We start from the raw sequence: 21,189 nt of genomic DNA on the forward strand, positions 1-21,189 counted from the left end.
CCACCCGCCCGGCCCAATCACGCACACCGGCTTTTGAACCACCACCGCAGAGGGGGCTCAGCCCGTTGGCCGGAAACCTCAGTACCCCGCCGCCTGCCCATCCTTGCGGCTCTCCGAAGCGCCGTAGTACACCCCGCTCTCCGGATCACGCATGATCGCCTGGTAGCCGCCATACGGGCCGTCGGCAAACACGATGCGATGCCCCTTGCGCATCAGCGCGCGCACCGTCTCGTACGGGAAGCCGGTTTCCAGGTTCACTTCGCCACCGTCACTCATCGCCGTCGCCTGCCCGGTCGGTTCGGTCGAGCCCTCGTGCTGGATGCGTGGCGCATCGCCGGCTTCCTGCAGGTTCATGCCGAAGTCCACCAGGTTCATCACGATCTGCGCGTGGCCCTGCGGCTGCATCGCGCCACCCATCACGCCGAAGCTGGCGTAGGGCTTGCCGTCCTTGGTGATGAAGCCCGGGATGATGGTCTGGAACGGGCGCTTGCCCGGTGCGTAGCCATTGGGGTGGTTCTTCTGCAGCACGAACATCTCGCCGCGGTCCTGCAGGATGAAACCCAGCCCCGGCGGTGCCATGCCGCTGCCCATGCCGCGGTAGTTGGACTGGATCAGCGACACCATCATGCCGTCGGCGTCGGCCACGGTCATGTAGATCGTGTCGCCCTCTTCCAGCTGCTTGGGCGTGCCCGGCTGCACTTCCTTCAGCGCCTTGTCCATCGAGATCAGCGCGCGACGCTGGGCAGCATAGTCCTTGGAAATCAGCGTCTGCACCGGTGCCGGCTGGAAGGCCATGTCGGCGTAGAAGCGCGCGCGGTCGGCGAAGGCCAGCTTCTTGGCTTCGACGAACAGGTGCACGTGCTCGGGCGAGCCGAACGGAATCTTCGAGAAATCGTAGCCTTCCAGTACGTTGAGGATCTGCAGCGCGGCGATGCCCTGGCTGTTCGGCGGCAGCTCCCACACGTCATAGCCACGGTAGTTGCTGCTGACCGGTTCAACCCACTCGCCATGGTGGTCGGCCATGTCCTGGTAGCTCAGGTAGCCGCCGTTGGCCTTGAAGTAGTCGCCGATGGTGTGGGCGATGGCGCCCTTGTAGAAGGCATCGCGGCCGCCGTCGGCAATCTGCTGCAGGGTGCTGGCCAGGTTCGGGTTCTTCCACATCTCGCCCTTGCGCGGGGCGTGGCCGTTGATCGTGAACTGCTCCTTGAAGCCGGGGTACTGCGAGAGTTTCGGTACCGAGCGGTCCCAGTAGTAGGCGATGACCTCGGCCACCGGGTGTCCCTCGCGGGCATAGCGGATGGCCGGGGCCAGGTTGTCGGCCATCGGCTTGCGGCCGAAGCGTTCGTGCAGGGCAAACCAGCCATCGACCGCGCCGGGTACCGACACCGGCAGCGGGCCGGTGGCGGGGATGTCCTTCAGGCCGCGACGCTGGAACTCGCCCAGGGTCAGCGACTTCGGCGAGCGGCCCGAGCCGTTGTAGCCGTACAGCTTCTGGGTCTTCGGATCCCAGACGATGGCGAACAGGTCACCGCCGACGCCGTTGCCGGTCGGCTCCATCAGGCCCAGGGTGGCATTGGCGGCGATGGCTGCATCGACGGCCGAGCCACCGGCCTTCATCACGTCCAGCGCGACCTGGGTGGCCAGCGGCTGCGAGGTCGCGGCCATGGCATGCGGGGCGATCACCTCCGAGCGGGTGGCGAAGGTGTGGCCGGTGATGCGATCGGCGGCGGAAGCCAGGGGCGGCAGGGTCGCCAGCAGGGCGGCGGCAAGCAGGGAACGGGCAAGGCGTCGGGACACGGTCGGGTTCCGATGGAAGGGTGGTCCCCTGATCTTCGCCGTTGCGGCCTTCACGCGGTATCGGGCAGAGGTCATGGAAGGCAGCGGCAATCCACCGGGCATGGCCCGGCGAGCGCAGCGGCTGCAGCCACTCATTCCCGCGCAAAAAGACCCTCTGAAAAGAGTGAATTCCGGTTCACCGAAACACTTTCGCTGGAAACCATCGTTGTGCCGCAAGCGATTGCGCCGGATGCAGCGGAAACCAAAAAAATATCCGTTGCCAGGGTTGACACTGCCGAATCGCCCATGTTTCTCTCGATCACATGTTGCACCACACCACGCCACCGCGAACCCACGTTGAAGCCGCCGACACCGGCGCCGCCTCGCTGCGTTCGATTCTCGTGCTCGTACTTATTACCCAGCCAACAGGTGCGGGACGAGCCAGCGTGTAAGCAACAGACACACCGGAACTCGACAAAAACCCGCACCCGCCCCGGTGCGGGTTTTTTCATTTCAAGACCTGGTTTCAGACGCAACCACCATGAACACCGCCCACTGCAAAACCCGGACCTGCCACGCCACGACGCCTCGTGGTGGCTGTGCCCGTGCGACGCACGGCGCCTCCCCCACCGTTTTCCCCTGACCGGCCGGTACGTCGCTTCGACTGCCGGCCGTCTTTTTTCTTCCCACGCAAGGAACCTCCCCCATGAGCACCAACGAACTGCCCCAGACCAAGATCGCCGTCATCGGCTACGGCAGCCAGGGCCGCGCCCACGCACTGAACCTGCGCGAATCCGGCTTCGACGTGGTGGTAGGCCTGCGTCCGGGCGGCCCGACCGAAGCCAAGGCCCAGGCCGATGGCTTCAACGTGGTGGCACCGGCTGATGCGGTGAAAGACGCTGACCTGGTCGCCGTGCTGACCCCGGACATGGTGCAGAAGAAGCTGTACAACGAGGTGCTGGCGCCGAACATGAAGCAGGGTGCCTGCCTGCTGTTCGCCCACGGCCTGAACGTGCATTACGGCATGATCGAACCGCGCGTCGACCTGGACGTGGTGCTGGTGGCGCCGAAGGGCCCGGGCGCGCTGGTCCGCCGCGAGTATGAAATCGGCCGCGGCGTGCCGTGCATCTGGGCGATCCACCAGGACGTCAGCGGCAATGCCGAACAGCATGCAAAGGCCTATGCGGCCGGCCTGGGCGGCGCCCGCGCCAACCTGATCCAGACCACCTTCAAGGAAGAAACCGAAACCGATCTGTTCGGCGAACAGGCGGTGCTGTGCGGCGGGGCCTCGGCACTGGTGCAGGCCGGCTTCGAGACCCTGGTGGAAGCCGGCTACCAGCCGGAAATCGCCTACTACGAAGTGCTGCACGAACTGAAGCTGATCGTGGACCTGTTCTACGAAGGCGGCATCTCGCGCATGCTGGAATTCGTCTCCGAGACCGCCCAGTACGGCGACTACGTCAGCGGCCCGCGCGTGATCGACGCCGGCACCAAGGAGCGCATGAAGGAAGTCCTGAAGGACATCCAGGACGGCACCTTCACCAAGAACTGGGTGGCCGAGTACGAAGCGGGCCTGCCGAACTACAACAAGTACAAGCAGGCCGACCTGGAGCATCCGATCGAGAAGGTAGGCAAGGAACTGCGCGCCAAGATGGTCTGGTTGCAAGGACAGGCCGCGTAACCACGCGGCCTCCCCCACCCGCTTTGCAAGGTTCCCCCATGAACTCTCCCACACACCGCAGCGCGCCGCCCAACGGCGCGCGCTGGCTGACCCAGGCGCTGGAGGCTGAGGGCGTCCGTACGCTGTTCGGCTACCCCGGCGGCACCATCATGCCGTTCTACGACGCGCTGGTGGATTCGTCGCTGAAGCACATCCTGGTGCGCCACGAACAGGGTGCGGCGCTGGCGGCCAATGGCTTCGCCCGCGCCAGCGGCCAGGTCGGCGTCTGCGTGGCCACTTCCGGCCCCGGCGCGTCGAACCTGGTCACCGGCATCGCTGATGCGATGCTGGACTCGGTGCCGATGGTCTGCATCACCGGCCAGGTCGGCACCCCGCTGCTGGGTACCGATGCCTTCCAGGAACTGGATGTGTTCGGCCTGACCCTGCCCATCGTCAAGCACAGCTGGCTGGTGCGCAGCGTCGACGACCTGCCGCGCGTGGTTGCCGATGCCTTCCGCATCGCCCGCGAGGGCCGCCCCGGCCCGGTCCTGATCGACCTGCCCAAGGACGTGCAGCTGGCCGATGCCAGCCACCTGCCGGCGCACGTGCCGGCCAGTGTCGAACCGCCCGCTGCGGCGGCCGATGCAGCGATCGCTGAAGCCATCGCAGCACTGGCGGCGGCCGAAAAGCCGGTCGTCTACGCCGGCGGTGGCATTGCCCTGGGCGAAGCCGTGCAGGATCTGCGCGACTTCGTCGAGGCCAGCGCCATCCCCACCGTGATGACCCTGCGTGGCCTGGGCGCGCTGCCCCCGCAGCATCCGCAGTCGCTGGGCATGCTGGGCATGCACGGCACCCGCGCGGCCAACATGGCCGTGCAGGAAAGCGACCTGCTGCTGGTGCTGGGTGCGCGCTTCGATGACCGTGCCACCGGCAAGCTGGCCGAGTTCGCCCCGTTCGCCCGCGTGGTCCACATCGACGCCGACGCTTACGAGATCTCCAAGCTGCGCAGCGCCGATGTCGCGGTGCCGGGCAATGTCAGCCATGCCATCCGCGCCCTGCGTGCCGCCTTCCCCTCCCCCAAGGCCCACCAGGACGCATGGCGCAAGCGCTGTGCCCAGCACCGCGACCGCTTCGCCGCCCGCTACGACGCACCGGGCCAGCACATCTATGCCCCGGCGCTGCTGAAGCGGCTGAGCGAAGTGGCGCCGGCCGATGCGGTCATCGCCTGCGATGTCGGCCAGCACCAGATGTGGGTGGCCCAGCATTGCCGCTTCAACCACCCGCGCAACCACCTGACCAGTGGCGCGCTGGGCACCATGGGCTTCGGCCTGCCGGCGGCGATGGGCGCGCAGTTCGCCTGCCCCGACCGCACCGTGGTGCTGGTGTCCGGCGACGGCAGCTTCATGATGAACGTGCAGGAGCTGGCCACCATCGCCCGCTGCCGCCTGCCGGTGAAGATCGTGCTGCTGGACAACAGTTCGCTGGGCATGGTGCGGCAGTGGCAGGAACTGTTCTTCGCCGAGCGCTACAGCGAGATCGACCTGTCCGACAACCCGGACTTCGTGGCCCTGGCCAAGGTGTTCGGCATTGCGGCCACCCGCATCGACAACCGCGACGACGTGGAAGGCGGCCTGGCTGCACTGCTGGCCGAGCCCGGCCCGGCCCTGCTGCACGTGGCCATCGACGCGCGTGCCAACGTATGGCCGCTGGTGCCGCCCAACACCGCCAACAGCACCATGCTGGAAAGCAACCCCGCCCACGTCCGCCAGGAGACCCCCAATGCAATACCGGCTTGACCTGGTGCTGCACCCGGCCGAAGGCGCGCTGCTGCGCGTGATCGGCATGGCCGAACGCCGCGGTTTCGCCCCGCGCGCGATCAGCGGCGCGCCGGTGGCCGCCGATGACGGACGCTGGCACCTGCAGCTGGTGGTCGATGGCCAGCGGCCGCCGGAAACGCTGTGCCGGCAGATGGAAAAAATCTACGACTGCGTGTCGGTACAGCTGACACCCGTGGAAGGAGCTGCATGATGAACACCCGTACCGTATCGACCACGGTGCCGGCACGGAGGCGTCTTCTTCGTCGCCCGTGCCCGCACGCGGCGGTCTGCTGCACCCCGCTGGTGGCCCATGCCGGCCGCTGATGCCAGCAAGGAAAGCGATGTCGGCGACGTAAGCGTCGCCGACGTCCTGGCTGCGCAGGCCCGCCTGCGCCGCTTCCTGCCCCCCACCCCGCTGCACCATGCCGAGCGCTTCGGCACCTGGCTGAAGCTGGAGAACCTGCAGCGCACCGGTTCCTACAAGGTGCGCGGCGCATTGAACGCCCTGCTGGCAGGCCGTGAACGCGGCGACACCCGCCCGGTGATCTGCGCCTCGGCCGGCAACCACGCCCAGGGCGTGGCCTGGGCCGCCTACCGCCTGGACGTGCCGGCCATCACCGTGATGCCGCACGGCGCACCGGCGACCAAGATCGCCGGCGTTGCCCACTGGGGCGCCACCGTGCGCCAGCACGGCAACAGCTATGACGAGGCCTTCGCCTTTGCCGTCGAGCTGGCGCAGCGCCACGGCTACCGCTTCCTGTCCGCCTTCGACGATGCCGACGTGATCGCCGGCCAGGGCACGGTCGGCATCGAGCTGGCGCCGCACGCGCCGGACGTGGTGATCGTGCCGATCGGCGGCGGCGGCCTGGCCTCCGGCGTGGCGCTGGCGCTGAAATCGCAGGGCGTGCGCATCATCGGCGCGCAGGTCGAGGGCGTCGATTCGATGGCCCGCGCGATCCACGGTGATGTCAACGAGATCGCACCGGTGCCGTCGCTGGCCGACGGCGTGCGGGTGAAGGTGCCGGGCTACCTGACCCGCCGCCTGTGTGCCTCGCTGCTGGACGACGTGGTGATCGTGCGCGAAGCCGAGCTGCGCGAAACCCTGGTCCGCCTGGCGCTGGAAGAACACATCATCGCCGAGGGCGCAGGCGCGCTGGCCCTGGCCGCGGGCCGCCGCGTGGCCGGCCGCCGCAAGTGCGCGGTGGTCTCCGGCGGCAACATCGATGCCGGCGTACTGGCCGGCCTGCTCACCGACATCCGCCCCCGGCCGCCGCGCAAACCGCGCCGGCGCCGCTCTGAAACCCCGCGCTCGCCCAGCAAGGCCAGCGCCCCCGCCTCCCCCACATCTTCCCCTTCCCACCTGCAAGCCGTCGCGCCCGCTGTCGAGGAGATTTCCCTGTGACCACCATCGAACGAATTACCACCCCGCGCATCCGCATCTTCGACACCACCCTGCGTGACGGCGAGCAGTCCCCCGGCTGCAGCATGAGCCCTCCGCAGAAGCTGGTGATGGCGCGTGCGCTGGACGAACTGGGCGTGGACATCATCGAGACCGGCTTCCCGGCCAGCTCGCAGTCCGACCGCGAAGCGATGGCCCTGATCGGCCGTGAGCTGCGCCGCCCCGGCCTGACCCTGGCCGTGCTGTCGCGCTGCCTGCAGGCCGACATCGAAACCTCCGCACGCGCACTGGAAGCCGCAGCCAACCCGCGCCTGCACCTGTTCCTGTCGACCAGCCCGCTGCACCGCGAGCACAAGCTGCGCATGACCCGCGAACAGGTACTGGAATCGGTACGCAAGCACGTCACCCTGGCCCGCACCTATGTGGACGATGTCGAGTTCTCGGCCGAGGACGCCACCCGTACCGAGCTGGACTACCTGATCGAGGTTTCGCGCGCGGCGATCGCGGCCGGTGCCACCACCATCAACCTGCCCGACACCGTCGGCTTCACCACGCCGGAAGAAATCCGCGCGATGTTCCAGCAGGTCATCGCCGGCGTGGCCGACGTGCCGAACGCCGCCAACGTGATCTTCAGCGCGCACTGCCACAACGATCTGGGCCTGGCCGTGGCCAACTCGCTGGCGGCCGTCGAGGGTGGTGCGCGCCAGGTCGAGTGCACCATCAACGGCATCGGCGAACGCGCCGGCAACTGCTCGCTGGAAGAAATCGCCATGGTGCTGAAGGTGCGCCAGGCCTTCTACGAGCAGGACACCGCGATCAACACCCCGCGCATCGTCGGCACCTCGCAGCTGCTGCAGCGCCTGGTCGGCATGCCGGTCCAGCGCAACAAGGCGATTGTGGGTGCCAATGCCTTCGCCCATGAATCGGGCATCCACCAGCACGGCATGCTGCGCCATCGCGGCACCTACGAAATCATGCGCCCGGAAGACGTGGGCTGGGAGGATTCGCAGATGGTGCTGGGCCGCCACAGTGGCCGTGCCGCCGTCGAGTCGCGCCTGCGTGCACTGGGCTTCTGGCTGGAAGAAGACGAACTGAAGCTGGTCTTCGAGCAGTTCAAGGCGATGTGCGAGCAGCAGCGCGTGGTCACCGATGCCGACCTGCAGACCTTGATGCAGGGAGGCGCCAACAACCAGGGCTACCGCCTGGCCTCGATGACCATCAGCGACGTCGGCAGCCGCGCCAACGCCCTGGTCGAACTGTCCGACCCGGAAGGCAACCGCGTGGCCGAAACCGCGCAGGGCGATGGCCCGGTCGACGCCCTGTTCGGCGCGCTGTCCTCGGCCACCGGCGTGCAGCTGCAGCTGGACAGCTACCAGGTGCACAGCGTCGGCATCGGCGCCGATGCACGCGGCGAAGCCAACCTGAGCGTGCGCCACGAAGGCGTGGAGTACGACGGCACCGGCACCAGCAAGGACATCATCGAAGCCTCCGCCCTGGCCTGGCTGGATGTGGCCAACCGCCTGCTGCGCCAGCGCCAGGCGGCAACCAGCAACACCGAAACCCCGACCGCCGCCACTGCCTGAGGAACCTGACATGAGCGCCTTCGACACCGCCACCACGGCCGCCGGCCAGCAGTGGAACGCCCAGGACTATGCGATCGATGCCGGTTTCGTGCCGCTGCTCGGCGGTGCGGTGTCGCGCCTGCTCGACCCGCGCACCGGTGAACGCATCCTCGACCTGGGCTGTGGCGATGGCGTGCTCAGCACCGAACTGGCCCTGAGCGGTGCACGCATCCACGGCGTGGATGCCTCGCCGGAACTGGTCAATGCCGCCCGCGCGCGCGGCGTCGATGCGCAGGTGATGGATGGCCACGCGCTGACCTTCAACGCCGAGTTCGATGCGGTGTTCAGCAATGCCGCGCTGCACTGGATGGGCAACCCGGACCGCGTGCTGGAAGGCGTGCGCCGTGCCCTGCGTCCCGGTGGCCGCTTCGTCGCCGAGTTTGGCGGCCATGGCAACGTGGCCACGATCATCGCTGCGGTGCAGGCCGCACGCGTGGCCCATGGCCACGGCGCCAGTGCGTTCCAGTGGTATTTCCCCACTGCCGATGCCTACGCCGACCGCCTGCGCCAGCATGGCTTCCAGGTGCAGCTGATCGAAACCACGCCGCGCCCGACCGCGCTGCCCACCGGCGTCGCCGGCTGGTTGCGGGTGTTCGCCGCGCCGCTGCTGGACGACCTGCCGGCCGCCGCCCGCAGCACGGTGCGCGAAGCGGCCGCGGCCCTGCTCGACGACCTGCCGCGCAATGCAGCCGGGCAGCCACTGGCCGACTATGTGCGCCTGCGCGTACTCGCCCGCCGCCGCTGACTTGACCGTTCCGCTTTCTTTATTGATGTTCGTTCTTTCGTACTTCTGCCAGGCATACGCATGACTTCCGCACCCCGCACCCTGTACGACAAACTGTGGGACGCCCACGTGGTGGTTCCCGAATCCGACAGCGCCCCCGCCGTGCTGTACATCGACCTGCACCTGATCCACGAGGTCACCTCGCCGCAGGCCTTCACCGAGCTGCGTTCGCGCGGCCTGGCGCCGCGTCGCCCGGATCGCACCAAGGCAACGATGGACCATTCCACCCCGACCCTGCCGGCCGGTGCCGACGGCAAGCTGCCCTACGCCAGCGCCGCCTCCGAAGCGCAGGTCGCCACCCTGGCGCGCAACTGCGCCGAGTACGGCATCGAACTGTTCGACATGGCTTCGGACAACCGCGGCATCGTCCACGTCATCGCCCCGGAGCAGGGTTTCACCCAGCCCGGCATGACCATCGTCTGCGGTGACAGCCACACCTCCACCCACGGTGCATTCGGATCGCTGGCCTTCGGCATCGGCACCAGCGAAGTCGGCCACGTGCTGGCCACCCAGTGCCTGCTGCAGCGCAAGGCCAAGACCTTCGCGATCACCGTTGATGGCCCGCTGGCGCCCGGCGTCGGCGCCAAGGACGTGGTCCTGCACATCATCGGCGTGATCGGCGTCAACGGTGGCACCGGCCACGTCATCGAGTTCCGCGGCAGCACCATCGAAGCGATGGACATGGAACAGCGCATGACCCTGTGCAACATGTCGATCGAAGCCGGTGCGCGTGCCGGCATGGTCGCCCCGGACCAGGTCACCTTCGACTTCGTGGCCGCTACCCCGCGCGGCCCCAAGGGCGCCGACTTCGACGCCGCGGTGGCACGCTGGCAGCAGCTGCGCAGTGATGAAGGCGCACGCTTCGACAGCGAAGTGCGCATCGATGCCGCCGACATCCGCCCGACCCTGACCTGGGGCACCCACCCGGGCACCGCCATCGCCGTGGACTCGCCCATTCCGGCCGCCAACGATGCCGCCGCACAGAAGGGCCTGGACTACATGCACTTCCAGGCCGGCAAGGCCCTGGCCGGGACCCCGGTGGACGTGGTGTTCGTCGGCTCGTGCACCAACGGCCGCCTGAGCGACATGCGAGAAGTGGCGCAGGTGCTGCGTGGCCGCCATGTTGCCGAGGGCGTGCGCATGCTGGTGGTGCCGGGCTCGGAAATCGTCAAGCGCCAGGCCGAGGCCGAAGGCATCCATGAGATCGTGCGCGCGGCCGGTGCCGAATGGCGCGAGCCGGGCTGCTCGATGTGCATCGCCATGAACGGTGACCTGGTCGCCCCCGGCCAGCTGGCCGTGAGCACCAGCAACCGCAACTTCGAGGGCCGCCAGGGCCCCGGGTCGCGCACCCTGCTGGCCTCGCCGATGAGCGCAGCGTGGGCGGCGGTGAAGGGCCAGGTGGCCGACACCCGCGAACTGTTCGCACAGGAGGTGGCGTGATGGCCGGTTTCCGTACCCTGACCTCGTCCAGCGTGGTGCTGGCGCAGACCAACATCGACACCGACCAGATCATTCCGGCGCGGTTCCTGTCCACCACCGAACGCGCCGGCCTGGGCCGCAACGCCTTCAACGACTGGCGCTGGCAGGCCGACGGCTCGCCGGTGGCCGACTTCGCCTTCAACCAGCCGCACAACGCCGGCCGCAGCATCCTGCTGGCCGGCCGCAACTTCGGCTGTGGCTCCTCGCGCGAGCACGCGCCGTGGGCGCTGACCGACCTGGGCCTGCGTGCCATCGTCAGCAGCGAGATCGCCGACATCTTCCGCGGCAACTCGCTGAAGAACGGCCTGCTGCCGATCGTGCTGGACGAGGCTGACGTGCAGGCGCTGATGCAGCGCCCGGACGATGAACTGACCATCGACGTCGCCGCGCGCGAGCTGCGCACGCCCGACGGCCGCGTCTATTCCTTCCCGCTGGATGGCTTCTCGCAGACCTGCCTGCTGGAAGGTGTCGACCAGTTGGGGTATCTGTTGGGCCGTGTCCCTGAAATCGAACGTTACGAGAGTGAGCATGCACGCTGAAATTGTTGTCCTGCCCGGTGATGGCATCGGCCCGGAAGTGGCCGCCGCTGCGGTTGCCGTCCTGAAGGCCGTCGCCGAACGCTTCAACCACAGCTTCTCCTTCAGTGAGCACGACATCGGTGGCATCGCCATCGACCGCCACGGCGAACCGCTGCCGGCCGCCACCCTGGCCGCCTGCCAGGCCGCCAACGCGGTGCTGCTGGGTGCGGTGGGTGGCCCGAAGTGGTCCGACCCGAATGCCAAGGTGCGCCCGGAACAGGGCCTGCTGGCGATCCGCAAGGCGCTGGGCCTGTACGCCAACCTGCGCCCGGTGCGCACCCATGAAGCCGCACTGCACGCCTCGCCGATCAAGGCCGAGCTGCTGCAGGGCGTGGACTTCGTGGTGGTGCGCGAACTGACCGGCGGCATCTACTTCGGCGACAAGACCCGCGACGCCGACAGTGCCAGCGACCTGTGCCGCTATACCGTGGCCGAGATCGAGCGCGTGCTGCGCAGCGCCTTCCGCCTGGCCCAGCAGCGCCGCGGCAAGGTCACCTCGGTGGACAAGGCCAACGTGCTGGAGACCTCGCGCCTGTGGCGTGACGTGGCCGCGCGCATCGGCCGCGAGGAATTCCCGGACGTGGCGCTGGAACACCAGCTGGTCGACTCGATGGCCATGCACCTGCTGGCCAAGCCGCGCGAGTACGATGTCATCGTCACCGAGAACATGTTCGGCGACATCCTCACCGACGAAGCCTCGATGCTGGCCGGTTCGCTGGGCCTGCTGCCGTCGGCTTCGCTGGGCGAGCCGGGCGCGGTGGGCATCTACGAACCGATCCATGGTTCGGCGCCGGACATCGCCGGCAAGGGCATTGCCAATCCCTACGCGACGATCTTCAGCGCGGCGATGCTGCTGCGCCACTCGCTGGGCCTGGAAGCCGAAGCCGCTGCGGTGGAAGCCGCCGTGCATGCGGTGCTGGATGACGGCGTGTTCACCGCCGACCTCGCTGCCAAGGGCCAGGCAGTCAGCACCGCTGCCGCCACCGACGCAGTGCTCGCCAAGCTGAAGTGATGTCTGGAGTAGCCACCCATGGGGTGGCTCTACTGTAGAGCCGAGCCATGCTCGGCTGAAGCAACCTCCATGCCGACCGCGCAGCCGCCGCCCCGCACAGGCCTCAATCCAAGGAATGTCTTTGAAGCATCGTTCCCCCGACGAGTTCCTCGCCGACGTTGCCCGCCGTGACCCGCACCAGCCCGAGTTCCTGCAGGCGGTGAAGGAAGTGGTCCACAGCCTGTGGCCGTTCCTGCAGGACAATCCGCGCTACCTGCAGCAGGGCCTGCTGGAACGCCTGGTGGAACCGGAGCGGCTGATCCAGTTCCGCGTGGCCTGGAGCGATGACGCCGGCCAGGCCCATGTGAACCGCGCCTGGCGCGTGCAGCACAGCTCGGCCATCGGCCCGTTCAAGGGCGGCATGCGCTTCCATCCGTCGGTGAACCTGTCGATCCTGAAGTTCCTGGCCTTCGAACAGACCTTCAAGAACGCACTGACCACGCTGCCGATGGGCGGTGGCAAGGGCGGTTCGGACTTCGACCCCAAGGGCCGCAGCGATGCCGAAGTGATGCGTTTCTGCCAGGCGCTGATGCTGGAACTGCATCGACACCTGGGCCCGGACACCGACGTGCCCGCCGGTGACATCGGCGTGGGTGCGCGTGAGGTCGGCTACATGGCCGGCATGATGAAGAAGCTCAGCAACGATGCCGCCTGCGTGTTCACCGGCAAGGGCCTGTCCTATGGCGGCAGCCTGATGCGCCCGGAGGCGACCGGCTACGGCACGGTCTACTTCGTCGAACAGATGCTGCACCACGCCCGCCGCGAAACCCACGGCGCACGCGTGCTGGTATCCGGCTCCGGCAACGTGGCCCAGTACGCCGCCCTGAAGGCGACCGAGCTGGGCGCGAAAGTGCTGACCTTCTCCGATTCGGGCGGCACGCTGTACGCACGCGACGGCTTCGACGAACAGGCCCTGCAGGAGCTGATGGCACTGAAGAACGAGCGTCGTGGCCGCCTGCAGGAACTGGCCGCTGATACCCGCTTCGAGTTCCTGGCCGGCAAGCGCCCCTGGCATGTGCCGGCCGACATCGCCCTGCCCTGCGCCACCCACAACGAGCTGGATGAGGACGACGCCCGCACGCTCGTGCACAACGGCGTGCAGTGCGTGGCCGAGGGCGCCAACATGCCCTCCACGCTGGAAGCGGTGGATGTGTTCCTTCAGGCCGGCACGCTGTACGCACCGGGCAAGGCCAGCAATGCCGGTGGTGTGGCGACGTCGGGTCTGGAGATGAGCCAGAACGCGCAGCGGCTGTCCTGGCACCATGCCGACGTGGACGAGCGCCTGCACGCGATCATGAAGGACATCCACGCCAGCTGCGTGCGCCACGGCAAGCGCGCGGACGGCAGCGTCAACTATGTGGACGGCGCCAACATCGCCGGCTTCGTGAAGGTCGCCGACGCGATGCTGGCGCAGGGGTTGTATTGACCCCTGCCGGTGCAGCCACCCATGGGGTGGCTCTACTGTAGGTCCACGCCACGCGTGGATGCCCCAGTAGATCCACGCCACGCGTGGATGCAGTAGATCCACGCCACGCGTGGATGGGGGCGTGGATGGGGTCAGAGCCCTTTCCCTGCGGGAAAGGGATCCGACCCCGATAACGGCAGTCGAGCAAGCTCGACTCTACTCACCCGGCTTGACCCGGAACCACGCGGCATACAGCGCCGGCAGGAACACCAGCGTCAGCACGGTGCCGACAATCAGGCCGCCCATGATCGAGATCGCCATCGAGCCGTAGAACGCGCTGCGTGACAGCGGGATCATCGCCAGCACTGCTGCCAGCGCGGTCAGCACGATCGGGCGGAAGCGCCGCACCGTGGCGTCGATGATCGAATGCCAGCGGTCATGCCCGGCATCGATGTCCTGCTGGATCTGGTCGATCAGGATCACCGAGTTGCGCATGATCATGCCAGCCAGGGCGATCGTGCCCAGCAGCGCCACGAAGCCGAACGGCGCGCGGAACAGCAGCAGGAACAGGGTCGCACCGATGATGCCCAGCGGCGCGGTCACCAGCACCATCGCCGCCCGCGAGAAGCTGCGCAGCTGCAGCATCAGCAGGGTCGCCACCACGATCAGGAACAGCGGCATGCCGGCCTTGATCGAATCCTGGCCACGTGCCGAATCCTCCACCGTGCCGCCGGTTTCCAGCAGGTAGCCACTGGGCAGCTGCGCACGGATGCCATCCAGCGTCGGCAGGATCTGCTGCACCACGTCCAGCGGCTGCATGCCATCGCCGATGTCGGCACGCACGGTCACCGTCGGCAGGCGGTTGCGGTGCCAGATGATGCCGTCCTCGAAGCCATACTCCATCGTGGCCACTTGGGACAGCGTGATGCTGCCACCGTTGGCGGTGGGCATGGCCAGGCTGGACAGCAGTTCCAGCTGGTCACGCTCGTCGGCCGGGCCGCGCAGCAGCATCTCGATCTGGCGGTTGCCTTCGCGGTACACGCTCACCGACTGCCCGGCCAGCGAACTGGCCAGGAACTGGCTGACCTGCGCACTGCTCACGCCCAGCGCGCGTGCACGCTCCTGGTCGATCACCAGGCGCACCACCTTGCTCGGCTCGCTCCAGTCCAGGTTGACGTTGATGACGTGCGGGTTCTCGCGCACCTTGGCCTCGACCTGGCGCGCGATGGCCTGCACCTGCTCGATGTGCTCGCCGGACACGCGCATCTGCACCGGGTAGCCCACAGGCGGGCCGTTTTCCAGGCGGGTCACGCGCATCTGCACGTCCGGGAACTGCGGGATGACCTCCTTCATCAGCCAGTCGCGCGCGGTTTCGCGGGCATGGGTGTCCTTGGCCAGCACCACGAACTGGGCGAAGTTGGTCGCCGGCAGCTGCTGGTCCAGCGGCAGGTAGAAGCGCGGCGAGCCGGTGCCCACGTAGGACACGTAGTTGGCAATGTCCTCGCGGCCGTGCAGCAGCTTTTCCAGCTTCTCGGCCTGGGCCTGGGTCGAGCGCAGCGAGGCACCTTCGGCCAGTTCGATGTCGACCATCAGTTCCGGCCGGGTCGAATCGGGGAAGAACTGCTGCGGCACGAAGCGGAACATCATCAGCGAGAACACGAACAGGCCGATGGTCGCGGCAATCACCCACCAGCGATGGCGCAGGCACGCATCGAGGAAGCGGCGGAAGCGCTGGTAGAACGGCCGCTGGTACGGATCATGGTCATGACCATGCTCGGCCGGGCGCAGCAGGTTGGCCAGCGCAGGGTAGCGGTCGGCCCACTGCCGGCGCCGGGCCAGCCAGCGCGCGGACAGGCTGCCCGGCTTCGGCGGCTGCGGGTTGAACAGATCCGGCAGCATCTTGTCGCCCAGGTACGGGATGAACAGCACCGCAGCGATCCACGACACCACCAGCGCGATGGTCACCACCTGGAACAGCGAACGGGTGTACTCGCCCGTGCTCGACGCCGCCGTGGCGATCGGCAGGAAGCCGGCCGCGGTGATCAGGGTACCGGTCAGCATCGGGAACGCGGTCGATTCCCAGGCGAAGCTGGCCGCGCGCAGGCGGTCAAAGCCCTGCTCCATCTTGGTGGCCATCATCTCCACCGCGATGATCGCATCGTCCACCAGCAGGCCCAGGGCCAGCACCAGCGCGCCCAGCGAGATCTTGTGCAGGCCGATGCCGAAGTAGTGCATGACGAAGAAGGTCATCGCCAGCACCAGCGGAATGGTCACGCCCACCACCAGGCCGGTACGCAGGCCCAGCGAGAAGAAGCTGACCAGCAGCACGATGACCACCGCTTCGGTCAGCACCTGCACGAACTCGCCGACGGATTCTTCCACCGCCTGCGGCTGGTCGGACACCTTGCGCAGCTGCATGCCGGTGGGCAGGGTCTTCTGCAGGCGCTCGAACTCCGCATCCAGGTTCGCACCCAGCTTGAGGATGTCGCCGCCGTCCTTCATCGCCACGGCCAGGCCGATGGCTTCCTCACCCATGAAGCGCATCTTCGGCGAGGCTGGATCGGCGAAGCCACGCTTGACCTCGGCGATGTCGCCCAGGTGCACGGTGCGCTCGCCGGCACGCACCGGGAACTGGCGGATCGCCTCGATGCTGTCGAACTGGCCGGTCACGCGCAGCTGCACGCGGTCGGTCGGCGTTTCAAAGAAGCTGGTGCCGGCAATCGCGTTCTGGTCGGCCAGCGCCTGCTGCACCTGCTGCATCGACAGGCCCAGCGTGGCCAGGCGGGTGTTGGACAGCTCGATCCACACCTTCTCGTCCTGCAGGCCGACCAGGTCGATCTTGCCGACGTCGGGCACGCGCTGCAGTTCCAGCTGGATGCGGTCGGCGTAATCACGCATCACCGCATAGTCAAAGCCCTTGCCGGTCAGGGCATAGATGTTGCCGTAGGTATCACCGAACTCATCGTTGTAGAACGGGCCGACGATCTCGCGGGGCAGCGTCGCGCGGATGTCGCCCACGCGCTTGCGCACCTGGTACCACAGGTCCGGGATCTGCTTGGAGCGCAGGCTGTCGCGCGCCATGAAGATCACCTGCGATTCGCCCGGACGCGAGTACGAGCGGATGAACTCGTATTCGCCGGTGTTCATCAGCGCCTTCTCGATCGGCTCGGTCACCTGGCGCGACACCTGCTCGGCGGTGGCACCGGGCCACTGCGTGCGGATCACCATCGCCTTGAAGGTGAACGGCGGATCTTCGGACTGGCCCAGGTGCTTGTACGACCATGCGCCGATCACCGCGAAGGCGAGCATGGCAAACAGCACCAGCGGGCGATTGGCCAGCGCCCACTCGGAAAGATTGAAGCGGCGCACCGGCTTACTCCTTGGCCTTCGGCGCAGCGGCCGGCGTGGCCGGCTTCAGCACCGGGCGGTTCTGCCGGTCCACGGCGGTCACCGGCTGGCCGGCGCGCAGCAGGTGGCCACCGGCGGCCACCACCCAGTCACCGGCACCGACGCCGGACAGCACCGGCACGCTGTCGCTGCCATAGGCACCGGTGGTGACGGCCACCTGCTTCAGGGTGCTGTTGGACGGGTCCACCACCCAGACGCTGGAAGCGCCGTTGGCGCCGCGCTGCAGGGCGGCCAGTGGCAGCTGCAGCGTGCCCGGGCGGCCGGCGCTGCTGAACACCCGCGCGCTCTGCCCCAGTTCGACATCGGCCAGCGCGTCGGCGGCCAGGCTGACCCGGGTGGCATAGGTGCGGGCCTGCGGATCGGCTGCCGCGGCAATCTCGCGGATCGTGCCCGGCAGGCGCTGGCCCGGCCGGTTCCACAGTTCCACCTGCACCGGCTGGCCCACGGCGTAGTCGCGGAAGGTCGCTTCGGGCAGGTCGATCAGCACTTCGCGGGCGCCGTCGGCGGCCAGGTTGAAGATGGTCTGGCCGGCCGATACCACCTGTCCGGCCTCGGCCTCGCGGCTGGCGATCACGCCGTCGGCCGGCGCGCGCAGCTGGGCGTAGCCGGCCTGGTTGCGCAGCACATCGAGGTTGGCACGGGCCGCGTTGGCCTGGCCCTGCGCTGCCTTGAATGCAGCACTCTGCTGGTCCAGCTGCGAGCGGCTCACCAGTTGCTGGTCGGCCAGCACCTGGTAGCGCTTGAGGTCATCGCGGGTACGCGCCAGGTCGGCTTCGGCAGCCGCCAGCTGTGCCTGCGAAGCGCGCGCCTGCAGCGCGAAGTCGGCCACGTCCAGCTCGGCCAGCACATCGCCCTGCTTCACCCGCTGGCCGGCATCGACGTGGCGCTTGACCAGGTTGCCGCCCACCCGGAAGGACAGCGGGCTTTCCTGGCGTGCACGGATCGTGCCCGGGAATGACGCCGTGCCCTGCCCGGCCTGCTCGCCCGGATGCACCACCAGCACCGGCACCGCCGCCTGCGGCGCCTGCTCCGGCCCCGAACAGGCGGCCAGCGCCACCACCCACACCATACCGCCCAGCCAGCGCACGCTCTTCATCGGTCAACGTCCTGAAAACGCAGGGTTCAAACGCGGGGGAGCCGGCACGATCGCAGGCCCCAATTTAGTAAACTGGCCGGTATAGTATAAATATCGAACCGGTTGGTCTAGTATTACGCCAATGAGTTCTCCCACTTCCCGCAAAGCGTCGGCCAAGCCTGCTGCCAAGGCCGCCGGACCCGGGCGTCCGAAGGACCTCGGCAAGCGCGCGGCGATCCTCGAAGCAGCCAAGACCCTGTTCGTCGAGCAGGGCTATACCGGCGTGAGCATGGACAGCATCGCCGCCCAGGCGGGCGTGTCGAAGCTGACCGTTTACAGCCATTTTGGCGATAAAGAGACGCTTTTCACCGAAGCTGTGCAGTCCAAGTGCATGGAGATGCTGCCGGACGCGCTGTTCGTTGCCGATGCCGAAGGCCCGCTGCGCGACCAGTTGCTGGGCATCGGCCAGGCCTTCTTCGAGATGATCACCTCCGACGCGGCGATCTCGGTGCAGCGGGTGATGATGGCCCCGGAAACCGACGAACGGCTGCGCGAACTGTTCTGGCAGGCCGGCCCGGAGCGCACCTGCGAGGCGCTGGCCGATTTCCTGCGTTCGCGCACCGCGCGCGGCGAGTTGGAAATCCCCGATTGCCGGCTGGCGGGCCAGCAGTTCCTGACCCTCATCAAGGGCGAAGTGCATATGAACCGGATGTGCGGCATGCCGCTGTCACCGGGGCAGTGCGATGCTTCCAGCCACGTGCCCGACAGCGTCGATTTCTTCCTGCGCGCCTATGCGCCGCGAGGGCCTGGAAGCGCCTGAAGCACCAAACTGAACGAACCGGAGGTCGCGATGACTTCCGGCACTGCGACCCCGGCCGCCCGAAAGCTGATGCTCTGGGCGCGCCGCCGGCCTCCGGCACCGGTAAAATGGCCGGCCCACTGCGCTGGATTTGAACCTCATGACGATTGATTACGCCCACGCCCGCGAACTGATGGTGGAACAGCAGATCCGTCCCTGGGACGTGCTGGACATCAAGGTGCTCGACGTCCTCGCCCGCCTGCCGCGCGAGGCCTTTGTCGCCGACGCGCACCGGGCACTGGCCTATGCCGACGTTGAACTGCCGATCGGCAATGGCCAGAAGATGATGAAGCCGGTCATCGAGGGCCGTACCCTGCAGGCACTGGATCTGCAGCCGGGTGACGAAGTGCTGGAAATCGGCACCGGCAGCGGCTTCCTGGCTGCCTGCATCGGCGCGCTGGCGCGCGACGTGCTGAGCCTGGAAATCGACCCGGAACTGGCCGCCGCCGCGCGCGCCCGCCTGGACGCTTCCGGCCTGGGCACCAACGTCCGCGTCGAAGTGGCCGATGCGCTGGCCTGGCAGACCGAACGCCGTTTTGACGTGATCTGTGTCACTGGCGCGGTTGACGTCGTGCCGTCACAGTTCGCCTCGTGGCTGCGTCCGGGCGGTCGCCTGTTCGTGATCCATGGCCGCTCGCCGGCGATGGAAGCCCTGCTGGTCAAGGCCGATGGCAGCACCGAATCGCTGTTTGAAACCGATATCGATTACCTGCGTGGTGCCGCCCCGGCCCCCCAGTTCCACCTCTGAGTCCAAGGAAGCCGCAATGATCCGCCGATCCCTCGCTGTTGCGCTGGCCACTGCCCTGCTGCCGTTGTCCGCCCATGCCGCCGACCTGCTGCAGGTCTACGAAATGGCACGCAATGGCGATCCGCAACTGTCGGCCGCCGAATCGACCCGGCTGTACGACAAGGAAGGCGCCGTGCAGGCGCGTGCCGCGCTGCTGCCGCAGATCAACGGCACGGCCTCGCTGAACCGTTCGCGTAGCGAAGCCAATGCCGATGCCAACTCCGGTTCGGTCACCAGCAAGCGCCGCAACTACACGATCGATGGCAGCCAGACGCTGTTCAACTGGACGCAGATCAGCAACCTGCGCTCGCAGCGCGAGCTGAGCAAGGCGGCGGATTTCACCCTCGATTCGGCCAACGACAGCCTGATCGTGCGCACCTCGGCGGCCTACTTCAATGTGCTGGTGGCGATCGAATCGCTCAACGCCGCACAGACCAATGAAGCGGCCGCGAAGAAGCAGTTCGACTTCGCCGACAAGCGCCTGGAAGTGGGCCTGGCGCCGATCACCGACGTGCACGAAGCGCGTGCCCAGTACGACCAGGCGCGCGCCAACACCATCGTTGCGCAGAACACCCTGGCCGACAACTACCAGGCCCTGACCGAACTGACCGGCCAGCCGGTGATGAACCTGAAGGGCCTGCCGGCCGACTTCCGTCCGGAAGTGCCTGCCAACCGCGGCAACATCACTGAACTGGTGCAGCAGGCGACCAGCCAGAACCCGGCACTGAAGGCGCAGGAACTGAAGGTCAGCGCGGCTGAAGCCGGCGTGCAGGCGGCCCGTGGCGGCCATTACCCGACCCTGTCGCTGGGCGGCAGCTGGGGCAAGAGCGCAACCTGGGGCGACAGCACCGGTGCCGGCTCGCTGTCCCCGGATGCACGCACCAACAGCATCGGCCTGACCCTGAGCGTGCCGATCTTCTCCGGTGGTGCCACCCAGTCCGGCGTGCGCCAGGCGCTGGCCCAGCGTGACATCGCCCAGGACGGTTACGAGCAGCAGAAGCGTGCGCTGGACCGCAACACCCGCAATGCCTACCAGACCCTGGTGCAGGGCATCAGCGAAGTGGAAGCCCGCCGCCTGGCGGTGGTCTCGGCACAGAGCGCGTATGACGCATCGCAGGTCGGCCTGGAAGTGGGTACCCGCACCGTGCTGGACGTGATCCAGAACCAGCGCATCCTGTTCTCGGCGCAGCTGGACTACGCCAACGCGCGCTACACCTTCCTGCAGAACCGCCTGCTGCTGAGCCAGTCGCTGGGTGCACTGGATGTGGCGGAACTACAGGACATCAACCGCCTGCTGACCCAGGATGCCGGCAACCCGGCGACGACCACGAACTGAGCCGTCGCCTTCCGGTAGAACGAAGAAGCCACCCGCGAGGGTGGCTTTTTTGTGGGTGCGGGTCGCGAGATGTGCATCCACGCATGGCGTGGATCTACCGACTGCGCGTGCATCCACGCATGGCGTGGATCCACCGGCTGCGCGTGCATCCAC

At 67.7% G+C, this 21,189-nt stretch carries 17 protein-coding genes; 13 read left to right on the forward strand and 4 right to left on the reverse strand.

Annotated features, from left to right (window positions below):
* Positions 1-78: 78 nt before the first annotated feature.
* Positions 79-1,797 carry a gamma-glutamyltransferase gene (ggt, locus tag IAE41_RS17870; protein ID WP_200734047.1) on the reverse strand — a complete coding sequence of 573 codons (1,719 nt, stop codon included), beginning with the start codon at positions 1,795-1,797 and terminating at the stop codon, positions 79-81.
* Positions 1,798-1,928: 131 nt separating this feature from the next.
* Positions 1,929-2,288, reverse strand: coding sequence for a hypothetical protein (locus tag IAE41_RS17875; protein ID WP_200734048.1), 360 nt, complete (start codon positions 2,286-2,288; stop codon positions 1,929-1,931).
* A gap of 194 nt (positions 2,289-2,482) precedes the next feature.
* Here IAE41_RS17875 and ilvC point away from each other — a divergent pair, with 194 nt between their 5' ends.
* The 10 genes from ilvC (at position 2,483) to gdhA (ending at position 13,592) form a co-directional block, all read left to right on the forward strand.
* Positions 2,483-3,457, forward strand: a complete 975-nt coding sequence (gene ilvC / locus IAE41_RS17880; RefSeq protein WP_200734049.1) for a ketol-acid reductoisomerase — start codon at positions 2,483-2,485, stop codon at positions 3,455-3,457.
* Positions 3,458-3,495: 38 nt separating this feature from the next.
* On the forward strand, positions 3,496-5,232 hold the full coding sequence (gene ilvG / locus IAE41_RS17885; RefSeq protein ID WP_079223150.1) for an acetolactate synthase 2 catalytic subunit: 1,737 nt from the start codon (positions 3,496-3,498) through the stop codon (positions 5,230-5,232).
* Positions 5,216-5,464: an ACT domain-containing protein gene (locus tag IAE41_RS17890; RefSeq protein WP_079223152.1), complete on the forward strand. Its 249-nt coding sequence runs from the start codon at positions 5,216-5,218 to the stop codon at positions 5,462-5,464. Before ilvG ends, IAE41_RS17890 begins: the two co-directional genes overlap by 17 nt.
* Positions 5,465-5,563: 99 nt before the next feature.
* Positions 5,564-6,655, forward strand: coding sequence for a threonine dehydratase (locus IAE41_RS17895; protein ID WP_200734050.1), 1,092 nt, complete (start codon positions 5,564-5,566; stop codon positions 6,653-6,655).
* Positions 6,652-8,235: a 2-isopropylmalate synthase gene (locus IAE41_RS17900; protein ID WP_200734051.1), complete on the forward strand. Its 1,584-nt coding sequence runs from the start codon at positions 6,652-6,654 to the stop codon at positions 8,233-8,235. The genes IAE41_RS17895 and IAE41_RS17900 overlap by 4 nt, the downstream gene beginning before the upstream one ends.
* A 10-nt stretch (positions 8,236-8,245) precedes the next feature.
* Positions 8,246-9,019: a class I SAM-dependent methyltransferase gene (locus IAE41_RS17905; protein WP_200734052.1), complete on the forward strand. Its 774-nt coding sequence runs from the start codon at positions 8,246-8,248 to the stop codon at positions 9,017-9,019.
* A gap of 60 nt (positions 9,020-9,079) precedes the next feature.
* Positions 9,080-10,498 carry a 3-isopropylmalate dehydratase large subunit gene (leuC, locus tag IAE41_RS17910; protein ID WP_200734053.1) on the forward strand — a complete coding sequence of 473 codons (1,419 nt, stop codon included), beginning with the start codon at positions 9,080-9,082 and terminating at the stop codon, positions 10,496-10,498.
* The gene (leuD, locus tag IAE41_RS17915) at positions 10,498-11,076 is read left to right on the forward strand and encodes a 3-isopropylmalate dehydratase small subunit (protein WP_006390726.1); all 579 of its coding nucleotides are present in this window, start codon (positions 10,498-10,500) and stop codon (positions 11,074-11,076) included. Before leuC ends, leuD begins: the two co-directional genes overlap by 1 nt.
* On the forward strand, positions 11,066-12,127 hold the full coding sequence (leuB, locus tag IAE41_RS17920; RefSeq protein WP_200734054.1) for a 3-isopropylmalate dehydrogenase: 1,062 nt from the start codon (positions 11,066-11,068) through the stop codon (positions 12,125-12,127). Before leuD ends, leuB begins: the two co-directional genes overlap by 11 nt.
* A gap of 115 nt (positions 12,128-12,242) precedes the next feature.
* Complete coding sequence (gene gdhA, locus IAE41_RS17925) at positions 12,243-13,592, forward strand: NADP-specific glutamate dehydrogenase (protein WP_200734055.1); 1,350 nt, start codon at positions 12,243-12,245, stop codon at positions 13,590-13,592.
* 195 nt (positions 13,593-13,787) lie between these two features.
* Here the strand turns inward: gdhA and IAE41_RS17930 are convergent, their stop codons facing one another.
* Positions 13,788-16,940, reverse strand: a complete 3,153-nt coding sequence (locus IAE41_RS17930) for an efflux RND transporter permease subunit (protein ID WP_108760390.1) — start codon at positions 16,938-16,940, stop codon at positions 13,788-13,790.
* A gap of 4 nt (positions 16,941-16,944) precedes the next feature.
* Positions 16,945-18,075 (reverse strand): efflux RND transporter periplasmic adaptor subunit, encoded by a 1,131-nt coding sequence (locus tag IAE41_RS17935; RefSeq protein WP_079223186.1) that lies wholly within the window; start codon positions 18,073-18,075, stop codon positions 16,945-16,947.
* 121 nt (positions 18,076-18,196) lie between these two features.
* On the opposite strand from IAE41_RS17935, the gene IAE41_RS17940 reads away from it, so the two are divergent.
* The 3 genes from IAE41_RS17940 to IAE41_RS17950 all read left to right on the forward strand — a co-directional run bounded on the left by IAE41_RS17940 (position 18,197) and on the right by IAE41_RS17950 (position 21,036).
* Positions 18,197-18,874, forward strand: coding sequence for a TetR/AcrR family transcriptional regulator (locus tag IAE41_RS17940; RefSeq protein ID WP_079223188.1), 678 nt, complete (start codon positions 18,197-18,199; stop codon positions 18,872-18,874).
* 139 nt (positions 18,875-19,013) lie between these two features.
* Positions 19,014-19,661, forward strand: a complete 648-nt coding sequence (locus IAE41_RS17945; protein WP_079223190.1) for a protein-L-isoaspartate O-methyltransferase — start codon at positions 19,014-19,016, stop codon at positions 19,659-19,661.
* Positions 19,662-19,677: 16 nt separating this feature from the next.
* Positions 19,678-21,036: a TolC family outer membrane protein gene (locus tag IAE41_RS17950; protein ID WP_200734056.1), complete on the forward strand. Its 1,359-nt coding sequence runs from the start codon at positions 19,678-19,680 to the stop codon at positions 21,034-21,036.
* Positions 21,037-21,189: the final 153 nt, after the last annotated feature.

Origin of the sequence: Stenotrophomonas sp. S39, from assembly GCF_016624665.1 — a bacterium.
GTDB lineage: Bacteria > Pseudomonadota > Gammaproteobacteria > Xanthomonadales > Xanthomonadaceae > Stenotrophomonas.

Excerpts from the sequence above, each read along its gene's own strand:
- ilvC (WP_200734049.1), top strand. The coding sequence starts at position 2,483 with ATGAGCACCAACGAACTGCCCCAGACCAAGATCGCCGTCATCGGCTAC.
- IAE41_RS17940 (WP_079223188.1), top strand. The coding sequence starts at position 18,197 with ATGAGTTCTCCCACTTCCCGCAAAGCGTCGGCCAAGCCTGCTGCCAAG.
- IAE41_RS17890 (WP_079223152.1), top strand. The coding sequence starts at position 5,216 with ATGCAATACCGGCTTGACCTGGTGCTGCACCCGGCCGAAGGCGCGCTG.
- gdhA (WP_200734055.1), top strand. The coding sequence starts at position 12,243 with ATGTCTTTGAAGCATCGTTCCCCCGACGAGTTCCTCGCCGACGTTGCC.
- IAE41_RS17945 (WP_079223190.1), top strand. The coding sequence starts at position 19,014 with ATGACGATTGATTACGCCCACGCCCGCGAACTGATGGTGGAACAGCAG.
- ilvG (WP_079223150.1), top strand. The coding sequence starts at position 3,496 with ATGAACTCTCCCACACACCGCAGCGCGCCGCCCAACGGCGCGCGCTGG.
- IAE41_RS17875 (WP_200734048.1), bottom strand. The coding sequence starts at position 2,288 with ATGAAAAAACCCGCACCGGGGCGGGTGCGGGTTTTTGTCGAGTTCCGG.
- leuB (WP_200734054.1), top strand. The coding sequence starts at position 11,066 with ATGCACGCTGAAATTGTTGTCCTGCCCGGTGATGGCATCGGCCCGGAA.
- IAE41_RS17935 (WP_079223186.1), bottom strand. The coding sequence starts at position 18,075 with ATGAAGAGCGTGCGCTGGCTGGGCGGTATGGTGTGGGTGGTGGCGCTG.
- IAE41_RS17895 (WP_200734050.1), top strand. The coding sequence starts at position 5,564 with ATGCCGGCCGCTGATGCCAGCAAGGAAAGCGATGTCGGCGACGTAAGC.
- IAE41_RS17905 (WP_200734052.1), top strand. The coding sequence starts at position 8,246 with ATGAGCGCCTTCGACACCGCCACCACGGCCGCCGGCCAGCAGTGGAAC.
- leuC (WP_200734053.1), top strand. The coding sequence starts at position 9,080 with ATGACTTCCGCACCCCGCACCCTGTACGACAAACTGTGGGACGCCCAC.
- leuD (WP_006390726.1), top strand. The coding sequence starts at position 10,498 with ATGGCCGGTTTCCGTACCCTGACCTCGTCCAGCGTGGTGCTGGCGCAG.
- IAE41_RS17950 (WP_200734056.1), top strand. The coding sequence starts at position 19,678 with ATGATCCGCCGATCCCTCGCTGTTGCGCTGGCCACTGCCCTGCTGCCG.